Annotated in this window: 22 protein-coding genes; 9 read left to right on the plus strand and 13 right to left on the minus strand. The window is 35.0% G+C overall.

Translation table 11 applies throughout. The features are described 5' to 3' along the window. Nucleotides 1-20 precede the first annotated feature (20 nt). From METBO_RS08965 to METBO_RS08995, 7 genes are all read right to left on the minus strand, one after another. Entirely contained in the window at nt 21-557 is a 537-nt protein-coding gene (locus tag METBO_RS08965; protein WP_013645387.1) for a pyridoxamine 5'-phosphate oxidase family protein, read from the minus strand. After that, nucleotides 554-1,267 (minus strand): type 1 glutamine amidotransferase, encoded by a 714-nt coding sequence (locus METBO_RS08970; RefSeq protein ID WP_013645388.1) that lies wholly within the window; start codon nt 1,265-1,267, stop codon nt 554-556. The genes METBO_RS08965 and METBO_RS08970 overlap by 4 nt, the downstream gene beginning before the upstream one ends. A gap of 220 nt (nt 1,268-1,487) precedes the next feature. After that, nucleotides 1,488-2,864: a Fe-only nitrogenase subunit beta gene (gene anfK, locus METBO_RS08975; protein ID WP_013645389.1), complete on the minus strand. Its 1,377-nt coding sequence runs from the start codon at nt 2,862-2,864 to the stop codon at nt 1,488-1,490. Nucleotides 2,865-2,891: 27 nt separating this feature from the next. Next, a complete protein-coding gene (anfG, locus tag METBO_RS08980) occupies nt 2,892-3,242 on the minus strand; it encodes a Fe-only nitrogenase subunit delta (RefSeq protein ID WP_013645390.1) in 351 nt (116 codons plus the stop codon). 40 nt (nt 3,243-3,282) lie between these two features. Further along, nucleotides 3,283-4,812: a nitrogenase iron-iron protein, alpha chain gene (gene anfD / locus METBO_RS08985; protein ID WP_013645391.1), complete on the minus strand. Its 1,530-nt coding sequence runs from the start codon at nt 4,810-4,812 to the stop codon at nt 3,283-3,285. A gap of 314 nt (nt 4,813-5,126) precedes the next feature. After that, nucleotides 5,127-5,954, minus strand: coding sequence for a nitrogenase iron protein (gene nifH, locus METBO_RS08990; protein ID WP_013645392.1), 828 nt, complete (start codon nt 5,952-5,954; stop codon nt 5,127-5,129). A gap of 621 nt (nt 5,955-6,575) precedes the next feature. Beyond that, entirely contained in the window at nt 6,576-6,761 is a 186-nt protein-coding gene (locus METBO_RS08995; RefSeq protein WP_013645393.1) for a hypothetical protein, read from the minus strand. Between the two features lie 356 nt (nt 6,762-7,117). On the opposite strand from METBO_RS08995, the gene METBO_RS09000 reads away from it, so the two are divergent. Then, a complete protein-coding gene (locus METBO_RS09000) occupies nt 7,118-7,753 on the plus strand; it encodes an Hsp20/alpha crystallin family protein (RefSeq protein WP_013645395.1) in 636 nt (211 codons plus the stop codon). Between the two features lie 77 nt (nt 7,754-7,830). Here the strand turns inward: METBO_RS09000 and METBO_RS12880 are convergent, their stop codons facing one another. Beyond that, nucleotides 7,831-9,936, minus strand: a complete 2,106-nt coding sequence (locus tag METBO_RS12880; RefSeq protein WP_048650816.1) for a histidine kinase dimerization/phosphoacceptor domain -containing protein — start codon at nt 9,934-9,936, stop codon at nt 7,831-7,833. A gap of 572 nt (nt 9,937-10,508) precedes the next feature. Between METBO_RS12880 and METBO_RS09010 the strand changes: the two genes are divergently transcribed. The 3 genes from METBO_RS09010 to METBO_RS09020 all read left to right on the plus strand — a co-directional run bounded on the left by METBO_RS09010 (nt 10,509) and on the right by METBO_RS09020 (nt 13,822). Beyond that, the gene (locus METBO_RS09010; RefSeq protein ID WP_013645397.1) at nt 10,509-11,678 is read left to right on the plus strand and encodes an ABC transporter permease; all 1,170 of its coding nucleotides are present in this window, start codon (nt 10,509-10,511) and stop codon (nt 11,676-11,678) included. After that, a complete protein-coding gene (locus tag METBO_RS09015; RefSeq protein WP_013645398.1) occupies nt 11,671-12,357 on the plus strand; it encodes an ABC transporter ATP-binding protein in 687 nt (228 codons plus the stop codon). The genes METBO_RS09010 and METBO_RS09015 overlap by 8 nt, the downstream gene beginning before the upstream one ends. A 520-nt stretch (nt 12,358-12,877) precedes the next feature. Further along, nucleotides 12,878-13,822, plus strand: coding sequence for a sortase domain-containing protein (locus METBO_RS09020; protein ID WP_013645399.1), 945 nt, complete (start codon nt 12,878-12,880; stop codon nt 13,820-13,822). Nucleotides 13,823-14,208: 386 nt separating this feature from the next. Here the strand turns inward: METBO_RS09020 and METBO_RS09025 are convergent, their stop codons facing one another. Then, nucleotides 14,209-14,904, minus strand: a complete 696-nt coding sequence (locus METBO_RS09025; protein WP_158304907.1) for a hypothetical protein — start codon at nt 14,902-14,904, stop codon at nt 14,209-14,211. A gap of 489 nt (nt 14,905-15,393) precedes the next feature. Here METBO_RS09025 and METBO_RS13240 point away from each other — a divergent pair, with 489 nt between their 5' ends. After that, nucleotides 15,394-16,146 (plus strand): response regulator, encoded by a 753-nt coding sequence (locus METBO_RS13240; protein ID WP_013645401.1) that lies wholly within the window; start codon nt 15,394-15,396, stop codon nt 16,144-16,146. A 164-nt stretch (nt 16,147-16,310) separates the two neighbouring features. Here METBO_RS13240 and METBO_RS09035 read toward each other — a convergent pair whose 3' ends face one another. The 3 genes from METBO_RS09035 to METBO_RS09045 form a co-directional block, all read right to left on the minus strand. Further along, entirely contained in the window at nt 16,311-16,796 is a 486-nt protein-coding gene (locus METBO_RS09035) for a TspO/MBR family protein (protein WP_013645402.1), read from the minus strand. Nucleotides 16,797-17,008: 212 nt separating this feature from the next. Then, entirely contained in the window at nt 17,009-17,365 is a 357-nt protein-coding gene (locus tag METBO_RS09040; protein WP_013645403.1) for a hypothetical protein, read from the minus strand. Between the two features lie 159 nt (nt 17,366-17,524). Continuing rightward, a complete protein-coding gene (locus tag METBO_RS09045) occupies nt 17,525-18,547 on the minus strand; it encodes a S1 family peptidase (RefSeq protein WP_013645404.1) in 1,023 nt (340 codons plus the stop codon). A gap of 216 nt (nt 18,548-18,763) precedes the next feature. Between METBO_RS09045 and METBO_RS09050 the strand changes: the two genes are divergently transcribed. Then, on the plus strand, nt 18,764-19,087 hold the full coding sequence (locus METBO_RS09050) for a hypothetical protein (protein ID WP_013645405.1): 324 nt from the start codon (nt 18,764-18,766) through the stop codon (nt 19,085-19,087). Nucleotides 19,088-19,178: 91 nt separating this feature from the next. On the opposite strand, the gene METBO_RS09055 is transcribed toward METBO_RS09050, so the two are convergent. Further along, nucleotides 19,179-19,487: a hypothetical protein gene (locus tag METBO_RS09055; protein WP_013645406.1), complete on the minus strand. Its 309-nt coding sequence runs from the start codon at nt 19,485-19,487 to the stop codon at nt 19,179-19,181. Nucleotides 19,488-19,707: 220 nt separating this feature from the next. Between METBO_RS09055 and METBO_RS09060 the strand changes: the two genes are divergently transcribed. The 3 genes from METBO_RS09060 (at nt 19,708) to METBO_RS09070 (ending at nt 24,960) form a co-directional block, all read left to right on the plus strand. Beyond that, entirely contained in the window at nt 19,708-21,789 is a 2,082-nt protein-coding gene (locus tag METBO_RS09060; RefSeq protein ID WP_013645407.1) for a tetratricopeptide repeat protein, read from the plus strand. Nucleotides 21,790-21,829: 40 nt separating this feature from the next. Next, nucleotides 21,830-23,416: a bifunctional aspartate transaminase/aspartate 4-decarboxylase gene (locus METBO_RS09065; protein WP_048186433.1), complete on the plus strand. Its 1,587-nt coding sequence runs from the start codon at nt 21,830-21,832 to the stop codon at nt 23,414-23,416. A gap of 734 nt (nt 23,417-24,150) precedes the next feature. Then, nucleotides 24,151-24,960, plus strand: coding sequence for an Ig-like domain-containing protein (locus METBO_RS09070; RefSeq protein WP_013645409.1), 810 nt, complete (start codon nt 24,151-24,153; stop codon nt 24,958-24,960). Nucleotides 24,961-25,090: the final 130 nt, after the last annotated feature.

Here is a 25,090-nt window from a genome sequence, read left to right on the forward strand (position 1 = left end):
ACATGACTCAAAATTGGAACTCATATACGATCACCAGATTTGAAAAGTTCATCTTCCTCCACAACATTTTCCTTGGCAGTTATATCAGTTGGTTTTAATCTGTAGACTGATGTAGGATTTCCATCCAGATCTGAAAGGTACTTCTCCATCATCTTTGCAGACAATCCCTTCTTGTAGTAACCTGGAGTGTACTTTTCAACCAGTTGGTCCAATATGTTTGCAGACTCTTCAAAATCCATTACCCTTTGAATCTGTCCAAAAAGCATAACACTCATGTATGATGTGTCTGCATGGCAGGGCATGGGATCCAACACTGTCCCAAATTCCTCAAAAACTGTGAAACATACCTTGGGTTCCTTAGAAAGTATCAGTTCTTTTCTACCGGATCCTGCCCCATGAAAGAAAATTGAATCATGGTACCAGACGTAGTTTAATGGAACTGCGTAGGGTGAGTTTTCATCATTCATCCCAAGCACCCCTACCCTGGAAGATGTTAAAAAATCGTTAATTTTTTCTTTGTCACTGCATTTCCTTTGAACGTACCTGATCTTATTCATATATCATCACACCTATTTTCTCGATCAAATAATTTGTTTAGGAATGTATCCATCCATTCATTGGTTTGTTTTATGTTTTCATTGTTTAGGAGTTCATTTTTTGACTGTACATATGGGCCTGGTACCATTTCATCGGCACAGTTCACAACGAGATCATCGATAATTTGTTCAGTTGTTTCCAGGTGAAATTGGAATCCAAATACCCTGTCATTGTATACGAAGGCCTGATTTTCACATGCATCACTTTTTGCTATGAGTTCAGCATTTTCAGGTAACTTATTGAATGTGTCTCCGTGCCAGTGGAAAACTGTAGGCTGATCTGGTAAAAATGAGAAAAATGGGGATGATTTTGCATTTGTTTTGAGATGTAATGGGAACCATCCGATTTCAAGATGGGAATTTTTAGTCACTTCACCACCTATCACATCAGTTATTAACTGCCCACCTAAACAAAGACCTATAACGAGTTTACTAGAATCTATGGCAGTTTTTATGAATGATTTTTCCTTTACGAGCCACGGATAATTTTCATGGTCGTAGATGTTCATGGGTCCTCCCATAACCACCAACCAGTCATAATCATCGTGTTCAGGAAGATCTTCATCCTGAAACATAAGGGTTTTAGTTACTTCAACGCTGTTCAGGTTTGCCCATCTGAGTATGCTTCCAGGATTTTCAAAGGGCACATGTTGTAGATAGTGGAGTCTCATAGTTTATTTAACCTCGTGTAAACTTTAACAAATATATTCTGTATTATTTTGGTTTTTTTATTTACTTCAGATAAATATTATCAAATCATGAAAAAAATTTTAAAAAAAACCAGGATCGTACAGTACGATCCTATAGCAGGCATGTTGGCTGGTTTTATCAGTTAAATCCTACGGTTGTTTCTTGAAATGTCTGGATCTACTCTAGAGCAGATATGGTTCTTTACCATACATTTAGAATCCATTCTTTGTTCTTTTTGTACTCCATATCTGTGAAAAGAACATTTGCCATTTCTTCGGCTAACCAGGTTGCACCGGCATATCCTACTATTGGATGTCTGTAGTAACCTGCACGATCGTAGACTGGGAATCCCACACGAAGCATGGGTATGTCATTATCTATTGCAATGAAACGTCCCTTGGAATGTCCTATTATTAGATCAAGCTCAATATCTCCATTCTTGATGCGTTTCTCAAGATCCCATAGATCTGCATTTTCAATGATCTCCATTTCAAACTCTACCTTTTCCTCAAATTCTTTTATTCTAGGATCCCTTGAGTAGTTTACATTATCATCTCCAAGTAAGAGTAAAACTGGTTTCATTTCTAGATCTATGCAAAATTCTGCCAATCCTATGACAAGATCGGGGTTTCCGAAGATTGCAACTTTCTTGTCTGCAAAGAACATGTGAACAAGATCTGTTAGTGCATCTATGGCCACACCCCTTTCCCTAACAAGTGATTCTGGTATTGGTTTTCCAGTCATTTTCTTCAAGTTGTTTAGGAATGCGTCGGTGTTACGTATGCCTATGGGTGTCGGGCCAATGATTGATGGAATTTCAAATTCTGTCTCCAGAAAGTCTGCAGCAAGCTTACCTTCGTACCGGTTTAGTACTATGGTTCCAATGGCATCTCCAGTGGATTCAAGATCCTTGATGGTTGTTCCTCCATAGGACACTGCATCACCCTTGGGCATGAGGGGTGAGTCAAAGGATTCTGTTTCGAACAAAACATTTGCATCCACATCCATCTCCTTTAGAAGATGTTTAAGTGCTGTCACGTCCCCTGGATTAACCCAACCTGTTATGAGATTAATTTTTTCGTTGGGTTCATTTTTTGTTGCAAATTTCCTAACGAAATCTCTAACAGCTATATCGTAACCGCTGACCATACTGCCCTTGAAACTTGGAGTGCTTATGGATATTAGGTGAACTTCACGGTCTGCGTACTTCTCTTTTAAAAGACCATTTTCCAGTTTTCTGATTACTCCCTCAACATCGTCCCCTATTATTTCTGTTGAACAGGTTGAGATGATGGGTACCACCTTGACTTCTGGATATCTCATCAAGAGTACGTCTACTGCTTCCTCAATACGGTGAGTTGCTCCGAGTACTGCTGTGTCTTCGTGAAGGGAAGAAGATGCTAGTAAGAAATTTTCTTTAAAATGCTGTGCAAAGAGCAGACGCACAAACATTACACAACCTTGTCCTCCGTGTACAATTCCAATACAATTTTCCACACCAATACTAACGTACTGCGCACCTGCTGGTTGGCATGTGAATATTGGATTGATGGTACCGGATCTTTCCTTTTTTTTCAATTCGCAAGAAATGATAATACCTCCTTCTTAGTAACGTTCAACTTTTAGTTCTGCATTTAAAGATCCAGTTATTGTTAAATAATCAATACGATTTTTAAGGTCTTCCATAAGTTTTTTTATCTCTGTTTTGTTCATCTGTGAAATCCATTCGAAGTTGGTTTTAAAATCACTTGAGAGTATCATGGCTTCGCTCCAGTAGTACCTGTCTTCAGGAGTTTCATTTTCCACTGGCTCCTCACAAAGCAATTGCATGGTTTTTTTAAGTATTTCTTCGTTCTGTTTCTCCCTATCCCATTCACGAGAATTAAACTGCCACAATGACCATTTCATGATGTAGTTGACCAGTTTTTCTACTTTTTCCTGTTGAATTTCGTCCATTATTAATTCTCCCAGTCAATATTCTTGTAAAAAATTTTTGTTAGTAAGTTTTATCACGAAGATGTGTTACACAATCATATTTTCCTGTGTATTCCCTTTCATTATTGGCAATTGATGCTTCTTTATCAATTTTAGCATCGGATATTATATTTTTAGTCACAAACCCGTTGTTCATGTCTATTTCATCCTTACTGATATCTAAGCCTGAAAGTTGGTGGATTGGAGAATAAACTGCGTTGTAAATGTCACGGGCAAATCTTACCCATCCTTCATATCCTTTGTATGGTCCGTTGTGATATGCATGGGCATTTAAATATTGGACTCGGAGTTTTTTGGCAACTTCACCAGGCCTCACACCGGTGAATATAACATCTGGTTGGAGTTCCATCATTGCCTCGATACCTTCGAGTTCGTTTGGATCATCGATGGCCAGTGCTCCTTCACCACACCTTGCTATGCCCTTTTCCATGTCTCCTTGATGGCCAAATTTTGTGTAAAGCGATACAACTTCAACACCCATTTCCTCGTGGATAACATTGGCCCAGTGCCATAGTTTTGAACCACCTGGCCAGAGACAGACTTTAACTCCCTTCAATCTTCTGGCGTACCAGTCGAGTTCTGGTTTCCATCTGGCAGTTTCTTCTTCTATGATCTTTTGAGCTTCTTCTTCGAGACCAAAGAACAATCCTACCTTTAAGAGTGATTCTGAAAGTGGTTTGAAACCAAATCCATCAATATCCATTCTTGGAGTTCCATACCTAACCCTTAACTCGTTACAGATGTACTCTGCAGATCTGGCACATTCAAGCACGTTTAGATCTGCCTTGTGCATGCTTCTTAGATCGTCATAGGATCCATTTCCTGTGAAGGTGGAAAGTACCTGGATTCCCATTCTTTTGAAGTAATCAGTCATAACCTCCTGGTCACCCTGGATGTTGTATTCCCCAACATAGTTTATTACGTAGTCACTGGTGATCTTGGGTTCGACTGTTCCTACCTTCTGGTTAACCCATGCTATGTTAATTTTATGATGGCCTCCTGATTGGCTTGGTCCTGCAAATCCTGGAGAGTTACAAACGAAGATATCGACATCGGGCATTTCATTCATGACTTCCTGTGCCACAGCATCCATGTCATCACCTATGAGTGCAGAGGCACATGTTTGGTAGATGGCCATTCTATTGATTTCTGGAAAGGCTTTGAAGGCTTCTGTGATACTTTCCTTCAATAGTTTTTCTGAACCAAAAACTATGTGTTTCTCTTTCATATCAGTTGCAAAGGTATATTTAAACTGGAAATTATCGTTATCACTGATATACCTTTTAGTTTGCCATGTGTCATAGGTACAGCCCACAGGGCCGTGGCAGAGGTGGATAACATCCTTCATTGGCGTGCCAATAACGTGTTTCGCACCACAAAATGCACATCCCCGCTCAGATATTGATCCTGGTATGGTGTTCAGGTAACCCAAAGGTAGGCACGATGTTAAATCTTCATCATGTCCTTTGATGACAGCATGCTTTGTCCTTTCAGGAATGCATTTACTGCATTTAAATGTATGATACGGCATTATATTCTCTCCTTCAATTTATTGTTTTTTTGTTGATTTTTTTTCTAACTTATAAACTAACACCAATGATGATCATGTTTATGCATATCGTGTGGTAGTAGGCATTCACCTGAAAAAAATCTAAAAAAAATGATGAAAATCGGATCAAATAAATGAACAACAAACCCCTTTCGGGGATCTTGTTGGTTTCAGCAGCATGATTCATTCCTGCTAGAGGATGGTTTCCTTGAATCTTATGTTGCTGGATTTAAAGTCGTATAAACTGTATTTTTTACCAATTTTCTGTTCATGTTTATTTTCTGATTATTTTAATTTTAGTCAGTTAAACCGTACTGTAGTACCATTTCTTCCAGTTCGTCCATGGACATTGGTTTTGGAATCACGAAGTTTTCATTGTTGATAATTTTTCCAGCCAATGCTTCGTATTCGTGTGCTTGGTTACATTCAGCATCGAAGTCAACAACTGTTTTTTTGTTGAACTCTGCCTTTTGCACCATGTTGTCCCTAGGTACGAAGTAGATAAGTTGAGTTCCAATTTTTTTACAGAATTCTTCCAGTAGTTCCTTTTCACCGTCCACGTTACGGCTGTTACAGATGATTCCTCCAAGCCTCACTCCACTCTGATTAGCATATTTTACCATACCTTTACACAGGTTGTTTGCTGCGTAAAGTGCCATCATTTCTCCAGATGCTACAACGTATATTTCTTCGGCTTTACCATCCCTGATTGGCATTGCAAAACCTCCACAAACAACGTCACCTAAAACATCGAAGAAAACAAAGTCGTTGTCATCGTAGACTTTGAGTTGTTCCATGAGTGTGATAGCTGTTATTACACCACGACCAGCACATCCTACACCTGGTTCTGGACCTCCAGATTCAACACATTTTATTCCTTCAAAACCTGTTGACATAACATTGTCCAGGTTCATGCATGCTTCTTCGCCTTCTTCCCTAAGTGTGTCCATCATGGTGGTTTGCATTTTACCCCTAAGTATCATTCTTGTACTGTCTGCTTTAGGGTCGCATCCGTGAATCATAACTTTTTTTCCATGGAAATGAGCCATGGCTGATGCTGTGTTCTGAGTAGTTGTAGATTTTCCAATTCCACCTTTTCCATAAATCGCAATTTTTCTTACCATAATAGACCTCTAAATTTTTGTTTTTGAATTTATTTTTTAATCGTATTTTTGTAAATACTCGGAAGTATGCTTCCGTCTTCCGACAATACTGTTCTTGTCTCTCATTGTTTATAAACCTTTGGATACCATCAAGGGATCCCATAACCTACAAAAAAGTTTTAATCAACCAAATATATCCATAAACAATGAATCAGACTTTAAAAATATATATAAAGAACATTAAAATCAAAAAAGCCTTAAATCAGCAAAATAATCTTGTTTAAATAAATATCAAGCTGATTTTAAAGAAGAAAAAATTGTTGCCAAAACTTAAGTTGACTGATACAAAGCCCCACAGATCCAGTACAAATTCCTGGTAAAAGTAGGTTAAGCACATGATTGATACATCATCTGTACAGGTTATTTAAAATATATTAAACAAAATACAAAATATATCATTTTGAATATAAAATATTACAAAATTTCGCCCTAAAAATAGTCAAATTTTAATTTATTGTTTAATTTTTAACAACTAATCCATTTACCATAATAAAAAAAATTAGACCTGTTAAAAAACTACCAAAACATCTTGAAATCTAATTATCGTATTCGTGCTAAAATTAAATTCAAAAATCCCACTTTTCACGGCATCATCCTCATTCTAACCACGTTGAAACAAATCGCTACGGCAAATAGTAATATCCTATCATAAAATCCCATTAAACTAAATAGACTGGCTAATAAACCAGAAATTCCTGCTATTACATGTACGATCCTGTTTTTCTTGTCTGAAAAATAATTTTTAATTCCTTTAACTATTGGTTTCATTGGTTTTCTCCTCAGATATATTAAAATTTTATATATTAATTTTTAATATATAAAAATTTAATATATTAACTTATTATATACTAACATATAAACCTATCTTAAAATAACCAAAGGTAAATAAAAATAATTAGAAGGTATACATCCCAACAAATCTATTGAAACCAACTCAATTTATGTAATAATTAAACAGTAAACTTAATTTCAACAAAACAACATAAACTAGATATGGAGAAAATTATGAGGTGAACTCATATGGCAGATAAAAAAGTCCAAACAGATACATTGAATAAAAGATCCCTAAAAAAAACAGGGACAAAAGATCTAAAGGAGAAAACTGAGATATAAAAGGTGATATCATGGATAAAACTTCAAAAACTAAAGAAAAAGCCATAGAAGTTAAAAAAGGAGCATTAGAAAAAACTTTAGATGCTAAGGACAAAGCCCTCGACAAAACACTCGAAGCAAAGGACAAAGCCCTTATGAAAACATCCCAAATTAAAAAAGATACCGGCACCAAAACCGCAGCCATAAAGGATGAAGCTTCTGAGAAAACAACAGAGTTAAAGGAAAACACTGAAAAAACCCGAAAACAAGCTGAAAATAAAATAAATGATTTCATCAACTCTCTAAAAGGTAAACAGGACGAACTAGGCAAAACACTTTCAGATTACGCAACTGGAGAAAAACCACTCACAGATATAATAAGCAGCCCAGAATCTTTCATAATCAAAGCAGACCTTCCAGGAGTTTCAAAAGAAGATGTATCTGTCCATATAACCGAAGATTTAGTAGAAATTACAGCTAAATTTGAAGATTATCCTGAAGATGCAGATTTCATCAAAAAAGAGAGAAATTACGGCGAAGTAAATCGGAAAATAAAACTTCCAGAACTGGTAGAAGTTAAAAAGGCTTCTGCAAAATTTGAAGATTCTGTGTTAACAATAGAACTGCCAAAAGTTAAAGAAGACAAGATCAAGATAGAAATTGATTAAAGAAACTTCCTATTTTTTCCTTTTATTTCCTCTTTTCAAATTAAAACAAACTCAAATTCAAAAAAAATAGTTTAGACTCATGAGTACAAGTTATCTTTAAAGTCTATTATGAACTTGGTTCCATTGTCACTGCAGTAACTCACATGTCCATCTATCTGCTGTGTTAACGTGTTAATAAGTTGTATACCCAGTGAAGTATTGCTGTTCATATCAAAGTCATCGGGTAAACCCACACCATTATCCTCAACAATTAACCTGTATCCCTCATCTCTCCTGTGAAGTTTAACAGTGACTTTACCCTCATGATTTTTAGAAACCCCCGGTTCATTATGGGGAAATGCATATTTCAGTGCATTGGTTAAAAGTTCATTTAATATGAGTCCCAATGGTATGGAAGTGTTGATATCCAGTTTAATATCTTCCACATCAAAGAACATGTTTATTTCCGATGGATTTTGAACATAAACATCAAAAATATCCCTTGCAAGTGTTTTAATATAATCATCGAAATCTATGTGTTTAAGATCCTGAGAGGAGTATAATTTTTGATGGATAATTGCCATGGATTTAGCCCTGCTCTGACTTTCCATGAACATTTTCAGATCATCCTTATCCTTTATGTACCTTGACTGCAGGTTAAGAAGACTTGATATAACAGTTAAATTGTTTTTTACCCTGTGATGTATTTCCTTGAGAAGAATTTCCTTTTCATGCAACGATCTTTTTATCTCATCCTCAGCATTCTTTTGATCTGTAACATCCAGTAACGATATTAAACTAGAATTAGAACCAGGCATTAAAACTGCCACAGCGTAGACATTTTTTATTTCCCCATTTTTATTCTTTAACCTGAAATCATAGTTTTGAGGATCCAGTTCATTTTCAAGTATCCTTATCTGATTGTATTTCTTCATGAGTTTTAGATCATCCTTAACCACAAATTCTTTCCAAGATTTTTTATCCTCAATCTCCCCTTTTTTATAACCCGACAACTTCTCAAATTCTGTGTTAGAAAGAGCAATCACATCGTCTTCATCTATAATAACTGTTGCAGTACCTGTGTTCTCAAATATGGTACGATAAGCCAATTCTGAATCTGTTAGATTCTTAGAAATTTCTTTCCTCAACGCAATTTCAGTTTGTGCCTGTTTGTAGAGGTTCTTATTTTCATTTATTGAAACGAATTGACGAGCAACAACTAAAATTATCAGAACACCAACCCCCAATTCTAAAAAATATAAATCTGAACTGTTGGTATTGTACGCCCATACTAAGGATAAGTAACCCACTGAAACACCTGCAACAGCAAGGTAAGAAGTAAATGAATAATTTCTGTAGATGTTGGACGAAATTTCGATCAAAATATCCAATTTAATTTTCTGATTATTTAATTGGGACACTCCAGCAAGTCCAATGAGTAAGTATCCAATGATCCAACCTATGTCTGAAGGATCACCTGAAAAATAGGAATTATGAATGAACTGGTAGATGTAAATACTGTTGGTTATTAGAAGGATGAGGGTGCTTGAAAGCAACAATACCACAGGACCGTGCATATCCTCTTTTAGTCTGTTAAGCAACAGATCGAACATTGCAAAAACCAGTGCAAGTCCTCCAAGAACGTATGACAACATTATTACCAGATTGGCGAAGTTTCCACTGAAATTTTTTAAACCCGGTGCCAGTAGAAATATCCAGAACATCAACATGAAAGAGAAAATTATGATGATAAGATCGAAGCAATGTTTCAACTGTTGAATCTGAGTTTTTTTAGAAGATGGAAAAAGGAGTACTCCAATCAAAAAAAGAGGATAAAATATCACGTACAAAACTTCAGCAAACGACGTGGTTGGATTTTGATTGGAAAAAATACTTAAAACCCAAAACAAATTACCTAAAAATGAAACTAAAACTGCACAGGTTAAAAATCCCCATGCTGCCTTCAATCGCTTTTCTGACGATCCTATTGACTTTGTTGTGAAATATAAGATGATGGTAACTGCTAGATAAACTATGGAAACCATGAAAAAAGAAATAACTGCTTGTGTGTTGTGGTTAGATCCTAAACCAAACCATAGCCCAACGTACAATAATAAAAACAGAACTGAAAATATTCCCGCCCTTTGGAAAGAAAGAGTATAATTTTTAGTTGGGATTTTCTCGTTGTCCTCTTCTGCAATCATAACTACCCTTCCATTACTATATTCCACAGCAATAATCATCTGTAATATTTAATATCCACAGTGAAATATCTTTTAAATAATTTTCTCATATAATTGAAATCATTATTTGAAGACCATTGAATATTAATCAATATAAACAACATGGGATATAAAATATCTATAAACATCACACCACGTTATAATTAAAGTTATTTTTTGTGATATTTTTCACGAAAAATTTCTAATATTCTAGTTTAATTAATTCTAAAACGTAAATATAAATATAAATAAAAAATACCTCTTTAAAAACTATCTACTTAAATCAGTCCTTTCAACACCATTTATATTTCAAATTCTCCAGAGATGATTGAATTCTATTGTGTTTACCTAAAGAATACTAGCTCATTTTATTAAGACAGTAATATTTTAAATTCCATCAAAAACATAATATTAGATTGTGGGGTAGTGATTTTATTAAATTTAAATCAAAAAATGGGAGAAATTAGTTAATTGTTAAATTAGTTGCTTTAAGTTAATTAGATTCTAAATTTGTGCATAAATATTTTTAAAAGATTTTAAAAGAGAAAAAGACCATGTCATTTTTATCGCTGGTGGTAAAAAATCCATTCAGAAACAAAACAAGAAGTGCCCTTGCTATTGTTGGGATAGCAATTGGTATAATGGTAATAGTAGCACTGGGGATGGTTACAGGCGGCCTTAAAACTTCAACACAAAGTACATTGAAGGCAGGAGCAGCAGAAATAACTGCCCTACAAACAGGGTCCAACAGTTTCGGTTCAGGTGGAACTTTGAATGAATCGTTGGTAAACGATCTGCTTTCAACTAACGGTGTTAAAGATACTGCAGGTATTTTAAGAGCGACAAACACATCCAGCAGCGCGAGTTCTTTGAGTTCGAACAGCTCTCAATCTAGTTTCGGACCGGGGGGTTCGATATCCATAACTGGTATAGATGCTGGAAAGTTGAGTTTAGTTGGTATTGATTCTGTGAATGGCTCAGCATTTAGCAACGGAAGCACCGATGAGGTAATAATAGGCAAAACATTTGCCCAGGATCAAAACCTAACAGTTGGAAACACCATTAACCTCTATGGTAAAGACTTTAAAATAACTGGAACATTCGAAACAGGAAGTTTCCTCACTGACGCTGGAATTTACATGCCACTGTCAACATTACAAAATTTAACAAGCAACGACAACAAGGTCAGTGCAATCCTAGTTAAAGTAACAGACAACGCAAATGTAACTACCGTGAGTCAAAATATTGAAACTTCTTATCCGAATCAGCTCACAACAACAACAGCTGAAGCCACAGCAAGCAGAATAAATCAGGGATTAGGATTTATTGACACTGCATCATGGGCAATTTCATTACTTGCCATATTCATCGGTGCTGTGGGAGTTATAAACACCATGATAATGTCTGTATACGAAAGAACAAGGGAAATTGGAGTACTAAAGGCAGTTGGTTGGACAGATAAACGAATATTGGGCATGATACTTGGAGAATCAATCGTACTGACCTTAATTGCATTTGTAGTTGGTACCATAATAGCCGTTGTTGGAGTGGAGATACTACTGACATACAGCCCATCAGTATCGGGAATAATTAAACCATCATTTGCACTGGACATATTTGCAAGAGCATTCGTAGTTGCATTCCTTGTAGGTGTGATAGGAGGTTTATATCCTGCTTACAGAGCAAGCAGATTATCCCCAACGGAGGCACTGCGTTATGAATAATACCGAAAATGTAATTGAAATCAAAAACCTGAAGAAAAGTTACGACAATGGAAATATAAAAGCCCTGAATGGCATTGACCTAACAGTAAAAAAGGGAGAATTCATATCAATAATGGGGCCCTCAGGTTCGGGTAAATCAACACTACTAAACATGATTGGAGCTTTAGACACCGCAGATGAAGGAATGATCAAAGTTGCAGGCATAGATCTGATGAAAGCCAAAAAATTAAATCTTTTCCGTTCCCAGGAAATTGGTTTCGTATTTCAGATGCACAACCTCATCCCAAACCTATCTGTGATTGAAAACGTGGAAATTCCTATGTACGAAACCAAAGCTAACTCATCAGAAATGAGAGAAAGGGCCTTGGAACTATTGAAGTCTGTAAACCTTGAAAAGAAGATCGATCAAAAACCAACCAAATTATCTGGTGGAGAAAGGCAGCGTGTTGCAATCGCAAGGGCACTTGTCAACCACCCCTCAATAATTCTGGCAGACGAACCAACAGGATCACTTGATTCAAAAACAGGAGAGGTCATACTAGATCTGCTCAAGGAATTGCACACCAAAGAAAATGTTACCCTTGTCATGGTAACCCACGAACCATACGTTGGCAACATGGCAGAAAGATTGGTAACAGTACTGGATGGAAAGTGCAAAACCGATGAAAAATTGCGTTAAATGGTTTGAAAAAAAACCATTAACTTCTTCTCTTTTTCTTAACAACTTAACAACTTAACAACTTAACAACTTAACAACTTAACAACTTAACAACTTAACAACTTAACAACTTAACAACTTAACAACTTAACAACTTAACAACTTAACAACTTAACAACTTAACAACTTAACAACTTAACAACTTAACAACTTAACAACTTAACAACTTAACAACTTAACAACTTAACAACTTATGTAGTTATTAAGTTAATAATATGATGGCGATAAATTTTTCCAAATAAAGAAACCATCAATTAACTCCTTAATTGGATATTCATCCAATATTATTGATTTAATTCATAATACTTATTATTAATAATTTATTATCTAATAAAGTAGTTATAGTATGATGAATAATTTGGAGTTATAAAAATTATAGATAAATTCTCTAATTTAAAAGAAAAACTAAAGGATGTTCCTTTGATATAAATCTAATTCTTACAAATTATAGATAAATTAACATGTATTGGAGCCATTGTTCATGAATATTCAATTCAAACATATTTTAATCATTATTGCAATTGTTGTGGTGGGAGTAGCATTTACAACAGTTGCATTTTCAGGAAAAAATATCAAAACAAATCATTTTGAAAAGGACGAGGTGTCATTCGATTACCCTGACAGTTGGCAGATTGTAAATAAATCAAGAACCTCAGAAATAGTTGCATTTAATGATCCAAATTCTAATTTAAATGTAACAGTTAACAGGTGGAATATTGTATCGAAGTACAAGCCATTTGAAAATTTCACCATCACGGGTCCCGGTGATCAATCTGGACTTAAATTTGTATCCCATAAAACTATAGATCTCAATGGTACAAAGGCTGATGAAAATATATATCAATTTAATGAAAGCGATAAAACCTATCAGCGTACTGAAATCTGGATCAATAAGAACAATGCAATGTACAGCATAATTTACACAACAACAGACAAGGACTTAAATTATAAAAGCCCAGAAATTCAAGCTGTTACAAAAAACTTGACAATAAAAGACAGTTCATTACCTTCAACCCCAATTTGGGGTCAAATAACCATTCCCACACAAAATGTAACTTGGGACATCCGCCAGGATGGGGTTAATTATTATGGATCTGTTTTTCACTACACCGATAGTTTCTTCACAGGGCAAAATGGCACTGTAGGATTGTTAGGTCACCATACAAGATATTCAGCACCATTTGCCAATATTAACCTCCTCAACACAGGAGATAAAGTAATAATTACGGATTATTTGACACAAAGAAACTACATCTATCAAGTTGAAAGTAACGCTGATATTAAAAGTGACTATAAAACCAATCCTATTCAATTCGCCCCTGGTAACTACGAACTAACTCTTGTAACATGTTACCCACCAGGATATGAGGAAGCAGCATTTCAAACACATCTTAAATTGGTTTCAATTGAACAAATTAATCAGTAACATTACTAAAGAAGATTGGAACAAAAAAAAGACTATTAAATTTTTTTTATCCTGATCACTTATTTAGTTCAATTTAATGGTTATCTGTGTAGTTAGGGACACATTCTTAGCATTTCAGTTGTTGGTTGATTTCACTTTAGGTGCTGTTTTTTTTATCAATTATGTAGATCGGGATTTGTTACCTGCCAGTCCATGGGCAGATAGTTTAGTATTCCAAAATTTGATCCATGGGTAAATAGCAGTTCAATATGTAATAATTCATTTCCAAAAAAAAGAAAAAATTTTAAAAAATAATGTCCGTTTGCATTCATCCAGTCAAACGTGGCTTAACTGAAGAGCATCTACATCATTAGTTAAATTTCATTATTATCAATTTTAAATCTTGGTTAAACAGCTGAACCATCAATTATAGTTCCCATGTTCAAATATTCAACCTTTAAAATATCTTCTGGAGGTATTTTATTTCCATTAGCATTGTAATTGGATTTACAATTAGAATTTAACTCTTTTTCATGCACTCTTTGATAGAGGTAGAACAGCACCTTTCCTATAAGATTGGGATGGGAATATTCTGCCTTGAACTTAACAATACATGGTTCAGAATTTTTTGTGTATTCCTTGAAAAGATCATATCCAAAGGTTTGTTCGAAACAGAAACATATGTCCTTTATGATTTCAGGTACAGCAAGATAATCATGGTTTCTAATTTGATCCGAAACAAATGCAGTTTCCTTTATTGAAATGGCGTACGGTCCTTTAAAATCTGTGCCGGACATACGAAATTTGTACAAGCTGGAGTGAGGTCCTAATGCACCTATTTCCATATTTTTTCTAAAATCCGTCCATTCCTCTGTTGATACCTTGTCTGAAATTAAACTGTAAAGTTTATCCCATTTATCCTCAACCACATCTACTAAAGGAAGAATTCCATCCTTAAAATCATCATTTTTATATAATCTAGTTAAATGAAACCAATTTGATTGATCATAACTTGTTACAGGGTCAAATTCATTTTTAAATTTTAATAGCAGTAACTCATCTCCAGATCCATAGAGAGGGTTTCTATAATAAAAATCATCCATATCAAAATTATTCAAAAAGCTCAAAATACTCTCTTGCTTCACATGAGTTATAGATTCAAGTGATAATAAAGTAGTATGAAATGATTCACAATCTAATACTTTCATATACTTAATATGGAGTTTTAATTTATATATATTTACCTAAATACGATTTTTATACAGGGATGATAAGGGTTATGATAATTTATGATGCGTTTGTTAGTGTATTTGTTAGTTAATATTCTATAAAACAACAATAAACATTGAACAGTGGTCAAATTTGAAAATAATTAATGAAAAGAAGATCAATAAATCAATATAATTTCACTGTAAAAAATGACTTTAACTGAAATTTGTTTTATATATATCAAACAAAAACCATATACATTTAATATTTTTTGCAGATTATTCAACAAAGTTTATTACATTGTCATGTTAATTTAAGTATTGTATTATATTTAATGGACTAAAAGTATAGGGATTTTTGATAAAATTTGCGATTTGATAAATATGTCAGATACTAAAATTTTAGTTGTTGAAGATGATAAAATAATATCCTTAGATATCCAGCGTGTTTTAAATGCCGTCGGTTATGAGGTTCCAATTACCGTTTCAACTGGAGAAGATGCAATAAAAATTGCTAAAGAGTTACTTCCAGATCTCATATTGATGGATATTTCATTGAAGGGTAACATGGACGGTATACATGCCGCATCACAAATTAAAAACCTTAGCATACCGATTATTTATTTAACTGCCTACAAGAATAAGTCCTTGATTGAAAGGGCCCAAGAAACTGATCCCTACGGTTATATACTCAAACCCTACGATGAGTATGAGCTAACATTAACCATTGACATGGCCCTTAAAAAACATGAGCAAATAACTAAAATGGAAGGAATAATACAGGAAACACCATTACCACTATTCTTTATAAACAACCAACATGAAGTAATATTTTGGAATAAAGCCATGGAAAAATTGAGTGGAACACCTATAAATGAAATAATTGGGACTGATAATCATTGGCAATCATTTTATGATAGTAAAAGACCTTGTATGGCGGATTTGTTAATGGATAATAAGTTTCGGATGATGCATGAATTGTACTCTGGAAAAATTGATATGTCCGATGATTCCTGGAGTGCAGAGGAGTATTTTCCAAAGGTTTACGATGGAGTCATGCTCAATTTCAGTGCTTCTCTAATAAAAAATATTCAGGGCAAAACCATAGGTGCATTGGAAATTGTTGATGTAAAATAAAAATAATTGGAAACAGAATACATTCTATTTCCATCCTTTGATACTTTTTTTGGTTCTTTAAACTTCTAATCTGTTCATAAAGCCAGTTACCTGTTCTAATTAAGATTCTATTCAAGTACCAATTAGACAGGGATCATGAAGGCTTATTTTGTAATGAACAATGATTAAATCCCCAGTAAGTAAACGCTGTAATTTAGATAACCTGCTATTGTGACCCATATGAGATAAGGGATCAGTATTATTCCTGCGGGTTTGGATATTCTGTAGAACACTACTATGTTTATGAGTATTGATATCCACAGCAGTATTACCATTACCAATCCACCAGCTATGTTGTGGGATCCAAAGAATACCAAGGACCAAACAACGTTTAAGATGAGTTGAACAGCAAAGACTCCGATTCCAATTTTAACATCCTTACGATTTAAACCCTCCCTCCATATGAGAAAGAGTGATATGCCCATTAACACGTACAATGTAGACCAAATAGGTCCAAATGCCCAGTTTGGTGGTGTCCAACTGGGTTTAGGAATATTCACGTACCATGTTGTTATTTCCTTTAGTGTGAACACAGTTCCTACGGCCCCAGCTAAAAAAACTATTAATATGGATACAATCAACTTAGGAAGTTCTCTCCAGCTGAAATTCATACTAATTACCTCCAATTTTCATTAACCCCATTAATTATAAGGTATGTACCTAATTAAATATAAATGTATGTTATTAATCAATTGCATCAAGATAAACTCAACAAAAACCATTCAAATAATACAATTACCCTCTAAAACGCAAAATCCATGAACAAAAAAAAATGATAAAAATTAATGTTGAATACTAAAAAAATAATCCAACTTAAATGTGGTTATGCATTGAAAAGAATTTTTTCGAGGGCATCCAAATTTTTCTCGATAAACGGTTCTGCATTTTTTTCGGAAAGTATTTTTAACTGTTTCTTTCCAGTTTTTTCATATGCGTTATGCAGTATTTTCTGGAGTTCAGAAGTTGGCATTTCTAGTACCACCCTGATCTTGGCAAGTTCATCCTCTGACAGCTGTTCTTTATATTCCAATATTTTACCTTCGAATGACTTGACCACATTAGATCTTCTTGCAACTACTCCCTTAAGAATTAGGGATGGAACTTTGGTAAAGAGATGCAGTAACTCCAGGACATCTTCTTCTGTAATCTTGATATCTGTCTCTAAATTAGTAGAATCCATTTAAATAACACCTCAAAATTTGAATTAAATAAGAACTGTTCAATGAAAAATGCTCCATATTATTTAGCCTGTAATTTAGTCTAAATTAAATTCTGGACAAACGTTGATCTTTTGAGAGTTTAATAGTTTTGATAAAAAAAAATGTAATGAATAACAATCTCATTCCGTGTTCACGGATACGTTGTTTTTAGTCAAGAGTTTTGTAATATACTGTGACGAAAGAAAAACACTTCTAGATTGATCTGTGTTATTGGATGTCACTAATTTATATATTAATATTCCAAGAACTTCGTTGTTAGAGTCTAGAACTGGCCCTCCACTGAATCCATAGGTTGTCTGTGCTGTTGTTTCATAATAAAAGGTTCCGTTGGTAGGTAACTCATTGGTTACAACACCTGAGCTAGAATTTGGTTTGAGTGAAGAACTGTTAAAATTTGAGTACGATCCCTGCTTTGTTGCAGGATACCCATATATATGAATCCTCTGGTTTAAAATGGGAGTGTTAGAATTTAATGTGAGTGGATGTAACCTGATAAAAAATGTATTGATCTTAATCAAGGCCATATCCTCCGATGTTTCTGGATTTCCAACATCAACTAAATTAGCATTCACGTATTGTCCGACACTGCTCCCTGGAAGTCGGACCCTAATTTGTTGTTTGGCTGATTGAACATGGAGCAGGTTCCTTTGATTCATTAGTTCGGTTGTCGTGTTTGCATCTGGCTGTGTTTGAATTAACCCCTGGCCTGTAGTGTTGTTAAGGAGTTCTAAGCCTAATTGAGGATTGTACCTCGACACATATCCGGATACTGCTGCTCTTTCAAGGTACTGTTGGATATCTCCAGATTCCATCAATCTTAAAACTCCTTTATCCTGCACAGCCTGTGGATCACCCACAACATGGTAGGCTGTGACAATGTACCCCTCATCGTTAACTACAAATCCTGATCCAGAATCAAGGGGATAGTAGCCAATGTTAACATCAGATGTCTTGTTAAGAAATGGATCAGTGATGGTAACAACTCCAGACACACCATTCTCTACATAAACAACAGAATCAGCTGCTTGAGCGTTTAAAGTTGATGCTGACGTTGATGAACTGTTAAAAACTATTACTGCAGTGAACCCCATTATAACTAAGACAACTACTACGAGTAACACTGATCTTTGATTTTGATTCATTCTTTGTTCCTACGATTAAAGAATTAGATTCTCCAAGGATTATGTTAAAGATTATACTGTATAGTATGATGCTGAAACATGAAATATATTTCTAAAAAATGTATATTAAACTGAGCCAACTGACAAAAAATCTTCTACATTAACTTACTAAATTATCCCTATTTTTAAAAAAAAATAAGAACTATTAACAACTTAAATTTATTGGGTGAAACAAGCATGCAGATCGATAATGTAAAGATAAATCGGGAAAAAAATGCATTTCATGGTGAGTTAAATTTCTTTGATAATGAACTGTCCAAAGATGATTCCAAGGAAATGCTTTATAGGTTGTTAAGCTGGAAATTAGGCCCTGTAGAACCAACAAGGCATTTTGAATTGTCTTACAATTCAGATAAAAACAGGGTTGAAGTTGATGTTTTTGTATCTGTAACCAAAGCTGAAGCTGGAAATGTTGATACTGTCAAATACATATTCAGCAAATTGATGGAATTTACAGCCATTTACAACAGGGAATTTGAAGACCTTTCAAAGGATATGTAAATCCATTATATAAAATCAAATAAATTTTTTTTAATATCGATGTTAACAAAAAAAAGAAGGTAAAAAGGATTTATTATCCTGTTACTGTTTGTTAAATACCTCTTTTAGTCGAAAGTCTTGGACGATCAGATGAACCTTTACCTGAATTTTTTCCTTCATCATGCTCCTTCATCTGCACCTTAATCTCATTTTCTGTTAAAGGCCTTATTAATCCTCTTTCAATGGAATATCCTGTCTTTAAGAGATTATCTATGACTTTTCTAAAATCTTTCCTTGATAATTCCGGAAAGTCCTTTCGTAAAGCAGAATATAATCTGTTATCTAAATAAACTCCATTATGGCCCTTTAAAATTTCATCTGCCTTCTCTTCAATCGCTGATAAATCTTTGTCTTCACTCAAAAAAATCATTCCTCCTCAAAAAAAATGATGCTTAATAAACATTTTCAATCACTAGTTTTTTCTTCCTATGCATTTGTATGTTAATTTTAAGATTAAATATTTACTATTAAAACAACCCTGCCCATGAAAAAAACCTGGGATAAACAACATTTTTGAATCAACATCGAGGGATAATTACATGAAGTTTCATTGATATAATAAATTGTAAAGGAGGTCGCTTATGGAAGATCATGACGGTGAAAACCATCAAAAATTCAGTGATATTATTGAAGCTTGTGATGAGCTCCTGAAGACTAATTCAGAGGATTATGAAACGTGGACACGTAAGGGTATGGCCCTCATGGGTCTTGGAAAAATAAACGAAGCAATAGAATGTTTTGATAAATCCCTTGCTATCATGCCGAACTATCCATGGGCATTGGACAACATGTGCATGGCACTGTTACTTGTTGAAAGATATGATGAATCACTAGAATGTTTTGACAAGGCACTGGAAATCCATCCAGATGACGAAGTTCTCATAAATAACAAGGCTTTCCTACTTTCATCAATGGGAAACTTTGAAGGGGCTTTAATTCTCTTCGATGAAATCCTAAAAACCACCGATAACAAAAATTCTGTTCTCAAAGAAAAGACCAACTGCCTGCTCAATCTTGAAAGGTATGATGATGCTCTAAACTCAATTAACGAAGTTCTTGAAGAGGTTTCAGACGATCCTGACCTGTATTTCAAGAAGGGAAATGCTCTGGGAGGACTTGGAAGAACTGATGAAGCAATTGAAGCCTTTGAAACTAGTTTAAACCTTAATCCATTATTTGTTGAATCATGGAATGCTAAGGGTGTTGCATACAGCATGCTTGAATGCTACAGTGACGCACTCATATGTTTTGATCATGCAATAGACCTCGATGTGGATGATGATAGAGGATGGTTCTTGAAGGCAGAAACCCTAACCAAAATGAATGAACTCAAGGAAGCATTCGACTGTTACAAAAAAGCAGTAGATTTAAACCCATTAAATACCGAAGGATGGTACAAGTTAGGTCTGGTACTGTACAACCTTAAACAGTTCCCACAATCAATAGAATCCTACGACAGGGCTCTGGATTTAGAACCTAAATCTGCTGCAATTTGGAATTCCAAGGCACTCTCACTCTACGAAATCCACGAACATGAAGAGGAAATTGGATGTTACAACCATGCCCTGGAAATAGATCCAGAGTTTTCAGAGGCGTGGACCAACAAGGGAGCCACCTACCTAACCCTCGGCAGAAATGAAGAAGCATTAGTATGTCTTGAAAAGGCACTTGAATTGAATCCTAACGATCAAACAGCGCTGATGAACAAGGCAAGTGTGCTCATAAGTGTTGAAGACTACGATGATGCAATTTTATACTGTGACAGGGTGCTTGAAATTGATTCCAACCAGGTTGCTGCACTATTTTTAAAGGCCAGAACCCAACAAAACATTGCTAAATTTGATGAATCCATAGAAACTCTCGAAAGAATAACTTCTATAGACCCTGACAACGATGAAGCATGGTTTTTAATTGGAGTTTCCCAGGAATATCTTAACAAACCTGAAGATGCTTTAGTATCCTTTAACAAGGCCATCGAAATTGAACCCAAAAATATTGGTGCTTGGTACTTCAAGGGAAGGTCTCTCATGATGCTTGGAAGGGCTGATGAAGCACTCAAAAGCTATGAAATGGTGACCCTAATGGATCCTGAAAATTACGAAGCCTTCCATCTAACTGGACTCATAAACATGGAGCAGGGAAACTACGATGAAGCACTCAAAAATTTTGATGCAGTCCTCAATATTTCCCCAGACAACATTGATGTGCTGATAAACAAGGGTCAGGCATATGGATTTATGGATAAACCCGAAAAGGCACTGGAATATTTTGATGAAGCATTAGACTTAGAATCAGATAATGTAGAAGCATTGAATTATCGTGGTGTGGCCTTAAAACATATGGGAGACCATGACGCATCCATAAAAACATTTGAAGCAGTTCTTGAGATGGAACCTGAAAATCCATGGGCATGGCACCAGATAGGTTTAAATTACAAGGAAGTAGGAGAGTATGAAAAGGCCATTGAATCATTTGACAATGCCCTGGATGAAGATCCTAAATTCCTACTTGCACTACTGGAAAAGGGAGTTTGCCTGGGAATGAACAAACAATTTAAAGAAGCATTAGAATGTTTTGATGATGTTTTAATTAAGGATCCCCAAAATCCCGATGCTCTGCAGTTTAAAAATATGACAATTCAGATGATGAATGAAGGGGACTAAACGAACTACTTTGTATAAATTCAGATTTGATGGTGAAACCATGGATTATAAGGAATTAAAAAGTTATATGGAACTCAGTCCATTTGAAGTTCAATTCGCACTGACCAATATTGCTGGAAACTTTTTAGACAGAACACTGCTAAATGCCGGTCGGGGAAACCCTAATTGGATTGCAACCACCCCTCGTCAAGCTTTCTTTACCCTTGGAAACTTCGCAGTTTTGGAATCCAAGTGTGACTGCGAATACATACATACAGGATTTCATCCCGAAAAAACAGGAATATACAACAATTTCAAACAGTTTGCAAAGGCAAATCCAGATGCACCGGGTATGAAATTTTTAGAAAGCTCGGTTGAATACGGAATAAACCAATTGGGCTTCGAACCAGATTCATGGGTTTACGAACTGTCAACAGGAAGTATAGGCGACTTTTATCCTGAACCCGACAGGATCCTGCCACATGTAGAGCAAGTGGTTCATAAATTTTTGATCGAATTTCTATGCAACAACAAAGAAAAAAAATGTAAGTACGATCTCTTTGCAACCGAAGGAGGAACCGGTGGAATAATATACGTTTTCAATTCCCTCATGGAAAATAAGCTCATAAAGAAGGGGGATAAAATTGCCATAGCATCACCAATATTCAGTCCATACCTTGAAATTCCACGTTTAAATGATTACGACTTGGTGGAAGTTGAGATCATGGCAGATCCCGATGATGATTGGCAGTACCCAGATTCTGAACTTGAAAAATTGAAGGATCCATCAATCAAAGCATTCTTTGTGGTTAATCCTGGAAATCCACAGGCAAGAGCCATAAGTAATGCTAAAATTAAATTAATTGCAGATATAGTAAAAAATGATAATCCTGAACTCATCATCATTAGCGATGATGTTTATGCCACATTTGTTGAGAATTTCCATTCAATCATGGCAGAAATCCCTTCAAACACCATCTGTGTCTACTCCTTCAGTAAACATATGGGATGCACAGGATGGAGGTTGGGTGTGGTTGCAATCTATGAAAACAACAGGATAGATGAAATGATAAGAAACCTGCCAGAATCTGAAAGGGCAGATCTCATTAACAGGTACGAAAGTATCAGTTTGGATCCTGAAAACATGAAGTTCATAGACAGGTTAGTTGCAGACAGCCGTTCTGTAGCTCTAAATCACACTGCAGGATTATCACTTCCTCAACAAACCCAAATGGCACTATTTTCACTTTTCTTTATGATCGAGGACAATGTTAATTACATCGAAGGAACCAAAAAAGCCCTGAACAAACGTATACACGTACTCTACAACGCCCTGGATCTGCCTCTCGACTACGACAGAACTGCAACCAACTACTACGCCGTCATCGATCTCCTGAAAATTGCAGAAAACAGGTACAACCACTCATTTGCAAAGTGGATGGAACAAAACTACAACTCAGTTTCATTCGTATTTGCATTAGCGGACAAAGAATCCGTAGTAATCCTACCAGGATCCGGTTTTGATGCTCCAGGATGGACTGTGAGGGTTTCATTGGCCAATTTAAGATACGAAGCCTATGAAGAGATTGGTAAAAAAATGTTAGAAACCTTGGATGCCGCCTACAAAGACTACGAGCTGAATCAATGAGAACTGTTACCCTGATTTCAAAACAACTCCCCATCCTAATTTTTTTATTTAAGCCCTAGATCTTTTTCATTTTTGAACTCGTGCTTTTTTTAGCATATTTAAATTAGTTATTTGTGATATTCTGCACCATATCCATGGTGAAATTACTGTAGGTCCACAATCTTTTAATTGTTATTTTTTTTCTCTGCAAATCTCAACATCAATACCTCCATTATTTTTAAAGGACCCCAAATTATTTTTCAGGATGAAATCTGGATTTAGATGGGTTAAAGCTTTTAGATTAAAAAAATATGAAAATCGATGCATAAACCATTAAACATATTTTAACAAGTTAATAATAGTTTTATGGGCTATTATAGAGTTATATTACCTCCTGATCATTTAATGATAAAGTACCACCATTCAAGTTAGAATAGTATATGGAGTAACGGTTTAAACTAAGATTAAATAGGCCGAATTTTTTAATATAAAGATTAAATTAATCTGATAAGCTGAAAATACCATTCAATAACTATCTTCCCTATATGGAAGATATGAAAAGATTATAGAAGGCTTTAAATTAAAAAAAGAACCCTGATAACAGCTTTTTTAGAGATTAAAAGCACAATCTTTATATGTGAAATTATTTCTATCAATATTAATCTTACTTGATTGTTTTGTTTTAAATCAAGTTAGATTACGGAGGCGGTAGAATTAAGCGAATATTTATCTTATCTGGGATATTGCTGTTTAGCATGATCTTATTATCCAACATCAATCATTCTGATGCATATCAATTGAACAGTTCAACACCCCAAGTTAACTCTGTAAACCCTGGGAACAATTCAATTATCCCTAAAAGTCAAGCCATTAAACTTACTTTTTCTAAATCAATTAAACTCAATAAAAATTCCATTACACTAAAAAATATGGATGGAAAACTTATTTCAACCAACAATAAAGTTAGTGGAAAATCACTCATCTTAACCCCTGTAAACCAACTCAAACCAGGCAAGTACTACCTTGCACTTGGCAAAGGTGCAGTTACAGATTCATATAAAAATGGAAATTCCAATTATAAATCTTGTTTCACCATATCCCCAATTTCTTTAGCACAAATGAAGGATGGAAAATCCCGGGTCGAAAGATTTTATGCCGTAAATCATAGGCTTCCAAACTACGTGAGCTTTGGTTCAAAAAAGATCATGATCAATGATTTTGAGAAGTTACTCACAACTCAAAATTTAAAGTTGAACAAAACATCCAGTGTTAAAACCTACAGCATCACCAGGCAAGTGGGTTGTATAGCCTACAACATTTCCCTATCCAACAAAGTAGTTTCATCAACATCCAAATGTTCCTGTGGAGCATGTGGAGATTACGTGTACCATACCAGTACCTATAAAAATTACTGTCCAAACTGCGGAAGGTACGAAACACTAGTATGGAATCCTAAAGGCGTTTATGAAGGAGAATGGACCTGCAGTTACTGTGATTGTGATTACTGTTCAGCATGCGGAAAAGAAAAGGTGCACAACCATCCAAAACATCTGATCAAAGCCTAGTAATAATCAAAATAATTTATTTTTTTTTATTTTTAGATTCATGGAAAAAGTAAAAGTTAATTAATGATCCAACAATATCCTAAATTAAATGCACGGAATCAAAAATTAAAATTTCAATTACTATATTGGT

The organism is Methanobacterium lacus (genome assembly GCF_000191585.1).
Classification (GTDB): Archaea; Methanobacteriota; Methanobacteria; order Methanobacteriales; family Methanobacteriaceae; genus Methanobacterium_B; species Methanobacterium_B lacus.